Origin of the sequence: Massilia sp. Root418 (assembly GCF_001425265.1) — a bacterium.
Lineage (GTDB): Bacteria > Pseudomonadota > Gammaproteobacteria > Burkholderiales > Burkholderiaceae_D > Rugamonas.
In genome coordinates, this window is the sequence record NZ_LMEC01000020.1 from 474,562 (window position 1) to 488,466 (window position 13,905).

Here is a 13,905-nt window from a genome sequence, read left to right on the forward strand (position 1 = left end):
CAGTCCGTAGGGCGGGTCAGGCGCACCGCGCCGTAACCCGCCGATCAATGCGCAGGTGCGCCCAGCTTCATGATCTTGAGTGCATTGGTGCCGCCCACCAGCCCCATAGGCTCGCCCCAGGTCAGCACCACGGTATCGCCGCGCGCCGCGATGCCGCGCGCCACCAGCAATTCCTCCACCGAGCGCAGCACCACTTCGCGGTCGCGCGTCTGCTTCAGTTCCAGCGCCTGCACGTTGCGGTATAGCGCCAGCTTGCGCTGCGTGGCCACGCTCGGCGTGAGCGCGATAATCGGAATATCGATATTGTTACGGCTCATCCACAGGCAGGTGGAACCGGACTCGGTGAGCGCCGCAATGGCCTTCACGCGCAGGTGGTGCGCGGTAAACAGCGCGCCGTAGGCGATGGACTGGTCGATGCGGCTGAAGGTGGTGTTGATCAGGTCCACGTCCGGGTTGGACGGATTCCACTTCTCGGCGTCCAGGCAGATCGCCGCCATCGCTTCCACGGTTTCAACCGGATATTTGCCGGATGCCGTTTCGGCCGAGGTCATCACCGCGTCGGTGCCATCCAGCACCGCGTTGGCCACGTCCGACACTTCGGCGCGGGTCGGCACGGCGTTTACGATCATCGATTCCATCATCTGGGTGGCGGTGATGGCCAGCTTGTTGGAAGCACGCGCCATCTTGATCATGCGCTTTTGCAGCGCCGGCACGGCGGCGTTGCCCACTTCCACGGCCAGGTCGCCACGCGCCACCATGATGCCGTCCGACGCGTCCAGGATCTCCTGCAGCGCCGGAATCGCTTCCGCGCGCTCGATCTTGGCGATCATGAAAGGCTTGTGCTGGAACGGCTCGCCGGCGATATTGGCCAGCTGGCGCGCCATCACCATGTCGGTGGCGTTCTTGGGGAAGGACACGGCAATGTAGTCCGCCTGGAAGCTCATGGCGGTCTTGATGTCTTCCATGTCCTTGGCCGTCAGCGCCGGCGCGGTCAGGCCGCCGCCCTGGCGGTTGATGCCCTTGTTGTTGGACAGCTCGCCGCCGATTTTCACGGTGGTGTAGATTTCGCTGCCCGAAATGCGGTCCACCACCAGCACGATCAGGCCGTCGTTCAGCAGCAGCACGTCCTGCGGGCGCAGGTCGCGCGGCAGGTCCTTGTAGTCCAGGCCCACGCGCTCCTGGTTGCCCAGTTCGCCGTTCTCGCCCCACTTCGCGTCGAGGATGAAGCGTGCGCCGTTCTCCAGCTGGATCTTGCCTTCCTCGAATTTACCGACGCGGATCTTGGGGCCCTGCAGGTCGGCCATGATGGCCACTTCGCGGCCGCAGTGGGCGGCGGCTTCGCGCACCATGCGGGCGCGGTCGACGTGGTCCTGCGCCTTGCCGTGCGAGAAGTTCAGGCGCACGACGTCCACGCCGGCCTTGAACATGCGGATCAGGGTGTCGATATCGTTCGAAGCCGGGCCGATGGTCGCGACGATCTTGGTGGCGCGGCAGGTGATGTTTGCTGGAGTATGTGGCACGTTGTCTCTTTCGTGTTATGGGTTGGAATGACCGCAGCAGGCAGCCTGCTTAGCCGCTGTTCCTCAGGCCGGCGGCAATGCCGTTGATCGACAGGTGGATGCCCTCGCGGGTGGCGGCGTCCGAATCGCCATCGCGGAAGCGGCGCAGCAGCTCCACCTGCAGGTGGTTCAGCGGGTCGATGTAAGGGAAGCGGTTGCGGATCGAGCGTTGCAGCAGCGGGTTGGCGTCCTGCAGCTCGGCCTGGCCGGTGATTTCCTTCAGCGCGGCGATGGTGCGCTCATGCTCGGCGCGGATGCGGCCGAAAATGGTGTCGCGCAGCGTGGTGTCGCTCACCAGGGTGGCGTAGCGGCTGGCGATGGCGATATCGCTCTTGGCCAGCACCATGTCCATGTTCGACAGCAGCGTGTTAAAGAACGGCCAGTCGCGGTACATCTGCTGCAGCAGCGCCAGGCCGTCCTTGTTCTGTGCCAGGAACTTCTGCACCGCCGAACCGAAGCCGAACCAGCCCGGCAGCATCACGCGGCACTGGGCCCAGCTCAGCACCCAGGGAATGGCGCGCAGGTCCTCGATGGAGGTGGACTTCTTGCGCGAGGCGGGACGGCTGCCGATGTTCAGCGCCGCGATTTCCGAGATCACGGTCGATTCCCAGAAATAGGTCTCGAAGCCTTCGGTCTCGTACACCAGCGAGCGGTAGCTGCGCATGGCTTCGTCCGACAGCGCCTGCATGGCGGCCAGCTGCGCGGCGTCCGGCTCGATGCCGCGCGGCGGCAGCATGGTCGCTTCCATGGTGGCGGCCACCATCACTTCCAGGTTGCGGCGGCCCACTTCGGGATTGGCGTACTTGGCGGTGATGACTTCGCCCTGCTCGGTCAGGCGGATGCGGCCCTGTACCGCGCCCTGCGGCTGCGCCAGGATGGCTTCGTAGCTCGGGCCGCCGCCGCGGCCGACGGAACCGCCCCGGCCATGGAACAGGCGCATCTTCACGCCGTGGCGCTTGAACACTTCCACCAGCTCGATCTCGGCCTTGTACAGTTCCCAGCCGGAGGTGAGGAAGCCACCGTCCTTGTTGGAGTCCGAGTAGCCCAGCATGACCTCGTGCAGGCTGCCGCGCGAGCGCAGCAGGTCCATGTACAGTGGCAGGCGGAAGGCACGGTCCATGATGTCCGGGCCGGCCTGCAGGTCGCCAATGGTTTCGAACAGCGGGATGATGTTCACCGCCATCCAGGATTCATCGGTCACGGAACCGGCGCGCAGCAGGCCGTGCTCCTTCAGCAGCAGCGCCACTTCCAGCAGGTCGGACACGCTGTCGGCCTTGGAGATGATGTAGTTGGTGATGGATTCGGCGCCGTAGGCGCGGTGCGCGTCGCCCACGGCGCGGAAGATGGCCAGCTCGCCGCTGGTCTCTTCAGAATACGTGGTGTAAGGGGAAATCAGCAGGCGCGGGGTATGCAGCTCTTCCAGCAGCAGCTTGCAGCGTTCCGATTCCGACAGCGCGGCGTAGTCCACGCCGGGACGCGCGCTGGCCAGGATTTCGGCCACCACACGCTCGTGCACGTCCGAGTTCTGGCGCAGGTCGATCGGCGCCAGCGAGAAGCCGAACACCTTCACCGCGCGGCGCAGCTGGCGCAGGCGGCCACGGGCCAGCACGGCCGAACCATGGGCCACCAGCGATTCATGCACGGTTTCCAGGTCCGCCAGCAGCTCCTGCGCTGACAAGTAAGGCTGTGCGCCGGCACCCGGGGCGGACGGCGCGTAGCCCGCCGCTGCGGCGGCCGGCCAGATGGTGGCGACAGCGGCGCGCGAGCGCGCGGCGGCGCCCTGCCCTGCCGCCGCACCCGCAGTGGCGGCAGGGCCGGTGGCGGCGGCGCGCGTTGCCGCAGCGGCGGCCGTCAGCTGTTCGCGGTTGGCGGCCAGGCGGTTATGGATGCCGTAGATGGCGCGGCGGTACGGCTCGTCCACGCGGTGCGGCGAATGGTCGGGCGAAGCGTCGGCCAGCTGGCGCAGCTGCTCGGAGCAGCCGGTCATGGTCTGCGCCAGCGACAACTGGGAAGCCAGCTTGTGCAGCTCGGCCAGGTAGTGCTCCAGCGCCACGTCGGCCTGGCGCGCCAGGGTAGCGCGCAGCACGCTGGCGGTGACGAAGGGGTTGCCGTCGCGGTCCCCCCCGATCCAGCTGCCCACTTTCATGAAGGTCGGCAGTTCCTCGCCGGCCCAGCGCGCATCCAGCTTGGCCAGCATGTCCTGCAGGGTGCTGTACAGCTGCGGCAAACCGGTCAGGATGGTGCGGTCGAAGAAGGACAGGCCGTTCTCGACCTCGTCCAGCACGGACAGCTTGGCCGTGCGCAGCAGGCGGGTCTGCCACAGGGTGTGGATGCCGCGCGCCAGCGCTTCGTCGTTCTGTTCCTGCTCCTCCGGCGTCATCTGCACGCGGTCGCGCTCATCGAGCTCGCGGGCGATCGCCATCTGGCAGTTCAGGGTGCTCTTGCGCTGCACCTCGGTCGGGTGCGCGGTGAACACCGGGCTGATATGGGCTTCGGCGAAGAAGTCGCCGAAAGCGTCGGTGCGCCCGGCGCCGACCACGTTCTGCACCGCCTTGGCCAGGCTGCCCGCGCGCGGCGCGGAACCGGCCAGCAAGTGCGCGCGGCTGCGGCGGCTGTGGTGCTGGTCTTCCGCGATATTGGACAGCAGCGAGAAATAGCCGAACGCGCGTATCAGCTGGCTGGTTTCATCCGGCGACAGCGCGTGCAGCGCGTCTTCCAGCTGCGCCTGCGCGCCGGCGTCCTGCTCGCGCCGGAAACGGATCGCCAGCTGGCGCACGTTCTCGATGCGGTTGAATGCCTCATCCCCGTGCTGCGCGCGTATCGTGTCGCCCAGCATGCGGCCCAGTTGGCGGATGTCGCGCCCCAGTAACTCGTCCTTGAACTCCACCGACTTTGAACCGTCCATCTCTCCCGCCTCACCAGTATGTAGTAATTTTTCAGTTTAGAATCAGAATTACAGCAAAACTGGCGCGCAGACACAATACGCTGTGCCAGATAGCTGATATATCGTAAATTTACTACATTATGTGACAAAAAACCCAGGGTCGGCAACTGAATTCTTTGCCGATTTGTATATGGATTTGGAATGGCACCACACGCTGCGGCAGGCCGGCGCAGGGTGTGGTGCCCTCAGGAATCGCCCAACAGCACCTTGTCCGGGGTCATGGGCGTGGTGCGCAGGCGGCGCCCGGTGGCGTGGAAGATGGCGTTGCTGACAGCGGCCGCCACCCCCACGATGCCGATTTCGCCCACGCCCTTGGCGCCGATGCGGCTGACGATGCGGTCGTCCTCCTCCACGAAGACCACCTGGATGTCGTGGATGTCGGCGTTCACCGCCACATGGTACTCGGCGAAGTTATGGTTCATGAAACGGCCGTAACGGTGGTCCATGCTGCTTTCCTCGTGCAGCGCCTGGCTGATGCCCCACACCACCCCGCCGGACACCTGGCTGGCCGCCGTGCGGGCATTGATGATGCGCCCGGCCGCAACCGCGCTCACCACCCGCGTCACGCGCACGGTGCCCAGCTCCTCGTCCACCCGCACTTCGCAGAACACGGCCGAATGCACGGCGCGCGTGTATTTGCGCTGCTTGAGCATCTGCGGCAGCATCAGGTACTTTTCCTCCATGCGCTGCATGCCGGATGCGGCCAGCAGCGCAGTCAGCGGCACCGAAGTCTGCACCGAAGTCTGCACCGAGGCCGCCGGCTGCGCGCGCAGGCGCAGGCAGCCCTCGACAAATTCCACGTCCGCCATGCGCTTGCCGGCGAAGGGCGAATCGGGCAGCCGGTGCGCCAGCTTGAGCAGCTGCTTCTGCAGCTTTTCGCACACGCCCGCCACCGCCGAGCCGACCGTGGCCACGTGCGAGGATCCGCCTTCGATGGGCGCCACCGGCAAAGTGGAGTCGCCCAGCTGGAAGATCACCCGCTCCAGCGGCAGGCCCAGCGCCTCGGCCGCGATCATGGCCATGGCGGTGTAGGTGCCGGTGCCGATGTCGGTGGCGGCGCTGCTCACCACCAGGCGGCCGTCCGCGTGCAGCACCGCGCTGGCGCGGGCGAACAACTGCAAGGCGTCCCACATGCCGGTGGCCATGCCCCAGCCCACGAGTTCGCGCCCGGCGCGCATGGCGCGCGGCGCCTGCGGCCGGCGTGCCCAGCCGAACAGCTGCGCGCCCTGCTGGTAGCATTCGCGCAGCTGCTTGCTGGAGTATGGCTTGCCGTCGGCCGGGGTGAGGTCGGCGTAGTTCTTCAGGCGCAGCGCCAGCGGATCCATGCCGAGCGCATAGGACAGCTCGTCCATGGCGATCTCCAGTGCGTGCACGCCGTGCGCCGCGCCGGGCGCGCGCATGTCCAGCGGCGTGAACTGGTCCAGCGGCACCAGCTTGTAGGCCAGCTTGATGTTGTCGCAGGCGTACAGCTGGCCAGACCAGTTGACCACCACCTCCACGTAGTCCTCGCTGCGCGATGTCTCGGCCACCGCTTCGTGGATGATGGACTGCAGCGTGCCGTCCGCGCGCGCGGCCAGGCGCACCCGCTGCAGCGTTTCGGGCCGATGGCCGAAGGTGAACATCTGCTGGCGCGTGAGCGTCACGCGCACCGAGCGTTTCAGCTGCAGCGCGGCCATCACCGCCAGCGGCAGCTGGTACTGCGGGCGCAGGCCCGAGCCGAAGGCGCCGCCCACGTAGGCGTTGCGCACGGTGACCTTGTCCTTGCCCAGGCCGAACACGTGCGACACGTACCAGCGGCTGTTCTGCGAGCTTTGCGTCTTGTCGTAAATGGTCAGGTGGCCGTCGGCGGAACGGACCACGGTGGAAGCAAACAGCTCCATCGGGTTGTGGTGCTCCACCCCGCTGTGGAATGTGCTGTCGATGCGCACCGGCGCCGCTTCCCAGGCTTGCAGCGCGTGGCCCTTCTCGTCCGGCGGCGGCACGTAGCCGGCTTTCAGGTGGCTCGGCTCCCTGGCCCGCTCCTGGTGCCGGCGCAGGTCGGTCTGGTGCTCTTTTTGCTCGTACACGATATCCAGCAGTCCCGCCGCGTAGCGCGCCTGCTCGAAGGTTTCCGCCACCACCAGCGCCACCGGCTGGCCGCTGGAATGCACCTGGTCGTCGTACAGCGGCCGGAAAGGCGAGCCGGCCGGCGCCGTCATGTCCTTGTAAAACAGGTCGAAGGAGCGCAGCCTGGGCCGGTTCAAATGGCTGATCACGCCGAGCACGCCGGGGGCGGCCAGCGCCGCGCGCGCATCCAGGCTGGCGATGCGGCCGCAGGCAATGCTGCTGCCCACCACCACACCGTGCGCCAGGTCCGGCGCTTCGTGTTCGGCCGCGTACTGCGCCGCGCCGGTAACCTTGGCGCGGCCGTCGATGCGCTCCACCGCCATGCCGGTGCGCACGCAGCCGGTGCCGGCTTCGGCGACGGGAGACTTCAGCTCCGGAATCAGGTCAGTCATCGCGGCGCTCCGTGGGGTTGAACGGCGCGGGAGGAGACGGCGGCGGCGTGCCCCTGGCCGCCATTTCCAGCGCGCGCACGATGGCGTTGCGCGCCATCGGTATCTTGAAGTTGTTGCCGCCCTGGCCCACGGCGCCGGCCAGCAGGATGTCGGCGGCGCGGCCGAAGGCCTCCGCGCCGGGCTTGCCGCCCTCCAGCGCGGCTTCGGCCTCCGGCATGCGCCAGGGTTTGTGCGCCACGCCGCCCAGGGCGATGCGCGCACCCCGGATGGCGCCGCTGAAACCGATGTCCAGCGCAGCCGCCACCGACACCAGAGCGAAGGCGTAGGAACTGCGCTCGCGCAGCTTCAGGTAGGCGCTGTGCGGCGCGAAGCGCGGCGCGGGCGGCAGCGCGATGGCGGTAATGAGCTCGCCGTGCGCCAGTGTGTTGTCCAGGTGCGGCTGCGTGCCCGGCAGGCGGTGGAAGTCCGCAATGGCGATCTCGCGGCTGCCCGCCACCGACTGCACGTGCACCACCGCGTCCAGCGCGGCCAGCGCCACGCACATGTCGGACGGATGGGTGGCGATGCAATGCTCGCTGGCGCCGAGGATTGCGTGCTGCTTGGTGATGCCGCCGATGGCGGCGCAGCCGCTGCCCGGCGCGCGCTTGTTGCAAGGCACGGCCGTGTCGTAGAAGTAAACGCAGCGGGTGCGCTGCAGCAGGTTGCCGCCATTGCTGGCCATGTTGCGGATTTGCGGCGAGGCGCCGCCCAGGATGGCGGCCGTCAGCAGCGGGTAGCCTTCGCGCACCAGCGGGTGGTAGGCGGTGTCGGCGTTGCGCGCCAGGGCGCCCAGCAGCAGGCCGCCGCCCGGCGCCGCCTCGATGGCAGCCAGCGGCAGCGCGTTCACGTCCACCAGCCGGGACGGATTCATCACCCGCTCCTTCATCAGGTCGATCAGGTTGGTGCCGCCGGCGATGCAGCGCGTGTCGTCCAGTTCACCGGCCGGCTGCGCCAGCGCGGCCAGCGCGTCCGCCAGCGCCTGCGGCCGGACAAAGGTCAGCGGCCGCATGGCGGCGCCTCCTCCTGCGGGTCGGGCGCAATGCGCGCCACCTGGCGCACCGCCTCGGTTATCTGGGGATAGGCGCCACAGCGGCAGATGTTGCCGCTCATAAGTTCGCGCACGTCGGCCACGGTCCTGGCCTGCCCCTCGGCCAGCAGGCCGGCGGCGGAACAGATCTGCCCCGGTGTGCAATAGCCGCACTGGAAGGCGTCGTGCCGGATGAAAGCCTGCTGCAGCGGATGCAGCGTATCCCCCTGCGCCAGGCCTTCGATGGTGGTGATGCTGCGGCCGTCCTGCATCACCGCCAGCGTGAGGCAGGAGTTGATCCGCCTGCCGTCCACCAGCACGGTGCAGGCGCCGCATTGGCCGTGGTCGCAGCCTTTCTTGGTGCCGGTCAGCTGCAGGCGCTCGCGCAGCAGGTCCAGCAATGTCACCCAGGCCTCGACCTCGATGCGGTGCCCGCTGCCATTGACCTGCAGCGTCACGGGATAGCGTTGTGGATCTTCCATGCGGACCTCCGGCGACGGTGAGCACCAACCTTAGCCCAGCGAATCACCGCCAGCCGTGCGCTAACTCACATAGGCGCGGATGTGCGTGAGCGTACGGATGGCTAGCGCGCGCTGCGGCATGCTGGCACGGTCAACCACAACCAGAGGAGAGCAAGATGACCAACCGTATCGGCAACAAAGACGTAGCCCAGCAGCGCAGCAAGGAAGAAAAGGCGCGCATCAAGCGCTCGAATATCGAGATGGAAGCGGTGAAGAAAGCCGCCGCCAGGGCCAAGTACCGCAACGAAGTCAAGGGCCGCATCTCCGCGGCGCAGGCCGCGCAGGCGTTCTAAGGTGCGCGCAGCGCCTGCGTGGCTGCAGCGCGCTGCCTTGAGGCGCGACAGGCGCGACAGACGCGCCAGGCTCGGCGCGGGCGGAAGACGCGGCGGGCGCAGCACATCCGCCGCCGCCTGGCCGTTTCCGCTGCCGGCGCGGTCCCAGCGCAGCACATGCCGCGCCGGCGTTCCGGCGGCGCCTTGCGCCGCAAGCGGCGCTGGGGCAGGCTGCCGGCATAGACCGCTGTCGCAGGCTGTCACAGGCAAGTTCCTGCCGGAAATCCTTATCAAATAAATATTTGCATCGCTGCCACGATCTGGCTTTATCATGTCACGCGACAATGAACGCTGGAGAGCACGATGCAAAAAAACACAGTCCTGGGCGCATGCCTGATTACCCTGCTGCCGGCCTTCGCGCTGGCCAGTGAAACCGTCAACGGCCGCTTCACGGCCAGCAAGGCCTGCGAGGCCTATGCGTCCTTCGCCAAGGGCACCAATCCGGGCGCGGTGCAGCTCAAGCCGGGCAGCAGCTACACGGTGCGCGAGGTGAACCGGCCGGGCAACTACGAGCGCCTGCGGGTGGAAGTGCCGGGCGCGTCGCCCGAGCTGCGCTGGGTGGCGCGCGACTGCGGCACGGCCGCGCTGGACGGCGACGCCGCCGCCGCGCCCTCCCCGGCAAGCCCTGCGGCTCCGCCCCAGCGCGGCCAGGACGGCCCGCAGGACAGCCCCGGCAGCCAGGGCCAGGGCAACCAAGGCAACAAGCGCGAGATGTGCTCCACCGCCAACCAGCAGGACAGCTACCTGCTGGCCCTGAGCTGGCAGCCTGGCTTCTGCGAACACACGCCGCGCACCGCCGGCAAGCCCGAATGCGCGGCCATGGACAAGGGCAGCCTGGTGGTGTCCAACCTCACCCTGCACGGCCTGTGGCCGAACAAGAAGGCCTGCGGCACCAGCTACGGCAATTGCGACGGCAAGCCTTTCGCGCTGAAGAAGGAAACCGTGGCGCACATCGCGCCATGGATGCCGAACTTCTATTACGAGAACAGCTTCGGCAAATATGAATGGAACAAGCACGGCACCTGCCAGGCACTGGACCCGGACGCCTACTTCACCAAGGCCGTGGCCGCGGTGCAGCTGGTGAACGCCTCCGCCATCGGCGACCAGATCCTGAAGAACATCGGCGGCGCCATCAACGCGGACAAATTCTTCGCCACGCTGCGCAGCCAGTACGGCGAAGCCGCCGCCAGCCGCGTGATGCTGGTGTGCGCCGGCCAGAGCTACCTGCAGGAGATCCGGGTGCAGCTGCCGGTGGACTTCAGCGTGGACAAGGGCATGGCGGGACTGCTGGGCGCCGCGCCCGGCCAGGGTCCGCAGACCTCGCGCTGCGGCACCGAAATCCGGATTGAAGCGAGCGGAAGGAACTGACGATGGACGCCATCACCACCCTGGCGCAGCTTGAGGCGCTGTTCGGCGAAGTGGCCGCGCCCTCGCGCCTGAAGGAAGTGGCCTTCATCTCCCCGCACTACCGCGCGCTGATCGCGGCCTCGCCTTTCGCCATGCTGGCCACCAGCGGCCCGGATGGCCTGGACGCTTCGCCGCGCGGCGATGCGCCCGGCTTTGTGGCGGTGGAGGACGAGCACACGCTGCTGCTGCCCGAACGGCGCGGCAACAACCGCGCCGACAGCCTGCGCAATATCATCGCCGACCCGCGCGTGGCGCTGCTGTTCCTGATACCGGGCGTGGGCGAAACGCTGCGCGTGAACGGCAAGGCGCGCATCCTGGCCGCGCCCGCGCTGCTGCAGCGTTTCGCGGTGGCCGGGCAGGCGCCCAAGTGCGTAGTCGAGATCAAGGTGGAGACGGCCTACTTCCAGTGCGCGCGCGCCGTGCTGCGCTCGAAGCTGTGGGACCCGGCGGCGGCCGTCCATGCGGCGGGCGCGCTGCCGTCGGCGGGCGCCATCCTGGCCGCCCTCACCAGGGGTGAAATAGACGGGGAAGCCTACGACCAGGCCCTCCCCGCCCGCCAGCGCAGCACCCTGTACTAGAAGCCCATGCGCAGGCCGACGCTGACGCGGCGGCCGACGTCTTCCAGCGTCAGGAACTGGGACTCGTTCAGCGCGTACTCGTGCATGCGCGAGTTGCCCAGGTTGATGGCGTCCGCGTACACCGCCAGCGTCGGCGTGATGTTGTAGCGCAGGCTGGCATCCGTCTGGCCGTAGGCCGCGCGGTTGCGCGGCATGGTGCTGCCGCCGCCGCAGTCCACCGAGAAGTGGTTGCGCCAGTTGTAGCTGACCCGCGCCGAGAACTTGCTGTTCTCGTAGAAGATGGAGCCGTTGTACGACTGCGGCGACAGGCCGGGATAGCCGCAGCTGGAGTCGCCGCCTTCGCGGGTGGCCTTCGCGTCCACGTAGGTGTAGTTGGCCGCCACGCCGAAGCCCTGCAGCCACGCGAGCGAGGTGTCGAAGGCATACTGGCCGGCCAGCTCCAGGCCCTTGATCTTGCCCGACTGCCCGTTGCGGATGCGGCTGTCGTGCACCACCTCGGTGTACTGCGGGATCTTCATGTCCACCAGCTTGGTTTCCAGGAAGTTGGAGACCTTCTTCTGGAATACCGCCGCGCTGACGTAGTTGGTCTTCGACAGATACCACTCGTAGGACAGGTCGAGGTTTTTCGACTCCATCGGCTTCAGGTAAGGGTTGCCGCCGCCGGTCTGCACGTCGCCGTAACGGCCGCCGTACCAGTTGTCCACGCCCATCTGGTTCAGGGTCGGGCGGGTCTCGGTCTTGGAGGCACCCAGGCGCAGCATCATGTCGCTGGTCAGGTCGAACTTCAGGTTGGCCGACGGCAGGTAGCTGTTGTAGCTGTTGCTCACCGTGGTGGTGGCGGCCGGGCCGTAGTTCAGGATATAGGTCGTGTCGTTCGGGCTCTTGGTGGCCGACAGCAAGGTACGGCTGATGCCGGTGGAGGCCGAATTCACGTGCACCACGCGCATGCCGGCGTTGGCGGACCAGCCCTCGCCTTCCCATTTCGAGTCCAGGAAGAAGCTGGCCACTTTTTCCTTCACGCCCCACATGTCCGGCTTGGTGTAGTCGATCGCCATGGGACCGTTCGGATACTTGCTCTTGTCCGAGTACAGTGCCGGGTCGTTCGACTGCGCCAGCAGCGCGGGCTGGTTCAGGTAGTTCATGTAGGCGTAGGGATCGAAGCGCAGGTAGGCGCTCGGCATCTGCACGTCCGCCCCCATGAAGTTGTCCATGGGCGTGACCGTGAACAGCGCGGACGGCAGCGCCACGTGGTAGCCGCTGAAGGCGTTCCAGGAATCGCTGCTCCACTTGTTGCGGCCCACGTTGCGCTGCGAGTAGGCCAGGCCGGAATCGATGCCCTTGAAGTAGCCCAGCTCGTGGCTCCAGCCCAGGTTCAGGCGGCCTTCGTGCAGCTTGTCGCTGTTGCGCACGTCGCCATACGATACCGCGTGGGCGCGCACGGCGGTGGGGTCGGCAATGCCGTCGCCGAAAGTGATGCTGGGGGTGCCGTTGAAGGTCAGCACGTCGCCGTTCTTCGGCACCATGCCCGCCACGATCCACATGTCCGGCGACTTGGAGGTGGTGCGCGAGGTCGACACATCGCCTTCCAGCTTCCATTCCGGCGCCAGCGCCCACTTGGAGTTCAGGCCGAAGGCGCGCGTGGTGGACAGGCGGTCGCCGCCCTTGACGATCATGTCGTTCGAATTGGCCTCGCCCAGCAGCTTGCCGCTGCCGGCGATGGCGGGATTGTTGGCGTAGAAGTTGGCGCCGGGGCGCAGGAAGCTGGTGATCTGGTTGTTGGAATCGTACTTCACGCCCAGCTGCTGCGGGTTGTTCCAGTCACTGAAGGCGATCACGGAATTTTCCTGGTCCAGGCGCGAGTACAGGGCGTCGGCCGTCAGCTTCCAGGCCGGCGACGGGTTGTACTGCATAGTCAGGTTGCCCACCAGGCGCTTGCGGGTTTCGTCCTCCTGCTGGAAGCCGTAGCTTTGCGGGATGTAGAGCTTTTTGGTGGTCACGTCGGCCATCGTCAATCCCTTGGAATTGAGGTCGCCGTTGATCATGTTCACGTCGCGCAGGTTCCAGGCGTCCGTGACGGCCTTGTTCTGCTTGGACTTGCGGTCCGTGAAGGACAGCGAGCCGGTCACGCCGAAGGTGCGCTCCTGGTTGGCGAAGGAGTACATGCCGCTGGCATTGGGCGTGTGCTTGCGGGAGTTCGAATCCCAGGCGTCGGACACGCTGAACACGGAGCTGTGGCCGGTCTTGCCCGACAGCGGGCGCGCGGTCTGGATGTCCACCGTGGAGCCGATGCCGCCCTCCGGCAGGAAGGGCTGCGAGGTCTTGTAGACCAGCGCTTTCGAGATCAGGTCCGATGACAGCAGGTCGAAGGAAAACTCGCGCCCGCCGGTGTCGCTGGTCATGGTGCGGCCGTTGACCAGCACATTGTTGAACTCCGGCCCCAGGCCGCGCACCGAGATGTAGCGCCCTTCGCCGTTGTTGCGCTGGATCTGCACGCCGGTGACGCGCTGCAGCGACTCGGCGATGTTCGTGTCCGGGAACTTGCCGGCGTCCTCGGCGGACACCGCGTCCACCACGCCGTCCTGCATGCGCTTGGTGTTCAGCGATGAGCTGAGCGAAGCGCGGATACCGCTGACGATGACCTTGGGGCCGGCGTCCACGGCTTCGGCCGCGGTTTGCGCCGAGGCGCAGACGGACGTGAGCATTTCGGCGATGAGCGCCGCCAGTACGGTCTTGCGTATATTGTTACGAGGCATGTTTGTCTCCGATAGTTATATGAATGTTGGAACGTGGACGTTCCATTTCTCTCGTCGGTATATTGTTTTGCCTGCTACATTGCATCCTACGTAGCTCGTCAATTGCAAACCAATCGTTTCTTTGTGAAACAGTATTCCGAAAACATATAAGTCCGCCTGCGGCAGGCGCAGCGGAGGAAGACCAAACAGGGGGGGGATTGCCCGGGCGGGCGGCGCTGCGCGCCCGGGCGGTGATGCGGGAGGGAGG

The 13,905-nt window shown here is 66.9% G+C and carries 9 protein-coding genes; 3 read left to right on the forward strand and 6 right to left on the reverse strand.

Features of this window, described 5'->3' with window-relative positions; genetic code table 11:
- Positions 1–44 precede the first annotated feature (44 nt).
- From pyk to ASC94_RS14575, 5 genes are all read right to left on the reverse strand, one after another.
- Positions 45–1,520, reverse strand: a complete 1,476-nt coding sequence (gene pyk / locus ASC94_RS14555) for a pyruvate kinase (protein ID WP_229417273.1) — start codon at positions 1,518–1,520, stop codon at positions 45–47.
- Between the two features lie 49 nt (positions 1,521–1,569).
- Positions 1,570–4,464, reverse strand: coding sequence for a phosphoenolpyruvate carboxylase (gene ppc, locus ASC94_RS14560; RefSeq protein ID WP_056395972.1), 2,895 nt, complete (start codon positions 4,462–4,464; stop codon positions 1,570–1,572).
- 224 nt (positions 4,465–4,688) lie between these two features.
- Complete coding sequence (locus ASC94_RS14565; RefSeq protein WP_056395975.1) at positions 4,689–7,001, reverse strand: xanthine dehydrogenase family protein molybdopterin-binding subunit; 2,313 nt, start codon at positions 6,999–7,001, stop codon at positions 4,689–4,691.
- Complete coding sequence (locus tag ASC94_RS14570) at positions 6,994–8,049, reverse strand: xanthine dehydrogenase family protein subunit M (protein ID WP_056395978.1); 1,056 nt, start codon at positions 8,047–8,049, stop codon at positions 6,994–6,996. The genes ASC94_RS14565 and ASC94_RS14570 overlap by 8 nt, the downstream gene beginning before the upstream one ends.
- Positions 8,037–8,549, reverse strand: a complete 513-nt coding sequence (locus ASC94_RS14575; protein WP_056395981.1) for a (2Fe-2S)-binding protein — start codon at positions 8,547–8,549, stop codon at positions 8,037–8,039. Before ASC94_RS14575 ends, ASC94_RS14570 begins: the two co-directional genes overlap by 13 nt.
- 155 nt (positions 8,550–8,704) lie before the next feature.
- On the opposite strand from ASC94_RS14575, the gene ASC94_RS33235 reads away from it, so the two are divergent.
- The 3 genes from ASC94_RS33235 (at position 8,705) to ASC94_RS14585 (ending at position 10,905) form a co-directional block, all read left to right on the forward strand.
- Entirely contained in the window at positions 8,705–8,881 is a 177-nt protein-coding gene (locus ASC94_RS33235) for a hypothetical protein (RefSeq protein ID WP_200955693.1), read from the forward strand.
- A gap of 342 nt (positions 8,882–9,223) precedes the next feature.
- Complete coding sequence (locus ASC94_RS14580; RefSeq protein ID WP_056395986.1) at positions 9,224–10,288, forward strand: hypothetical protein; 1,065 nt, start codon at positions 9,224–9,226, stop codon at positions 10,286–10,288.
- Between the two features lie 2 nt (positions 10,289–10,290).
- Positions 10,291–10,905, forward strand: coding sequence for a pyridoxamine 5'-phosphate oxidase family protein (locus ASC94_RS14585; protein ID WP_056395988.1), 615 nt, complete (start codon positions 10,291–10,293; stop codon positions 10,903–10,905).
- On the opposite strand, the gene ASC94_RS14590 is transcribed toward ASC94_RS14585, so the two are convergent.
- The gene (locus ASC94_RS14590) at positions 10,902–13,658 is read right to left on the reverse strand and encodes a TonB-dependent receptor (RefSeq protein ID WP_056395991.1); all 2,757 of its coding nucleotides are present in this window, start codon (positions 13,656–13,658) and stop codon (positions 10,902–10,904) included. The two genes, ASC94_RS14585 and ASC94_RS14590, sit on opposite strands and share 4 nt — an antisense overlap.
- Positions 13,659–13,905: the final 247 nt, after the last annotated feature.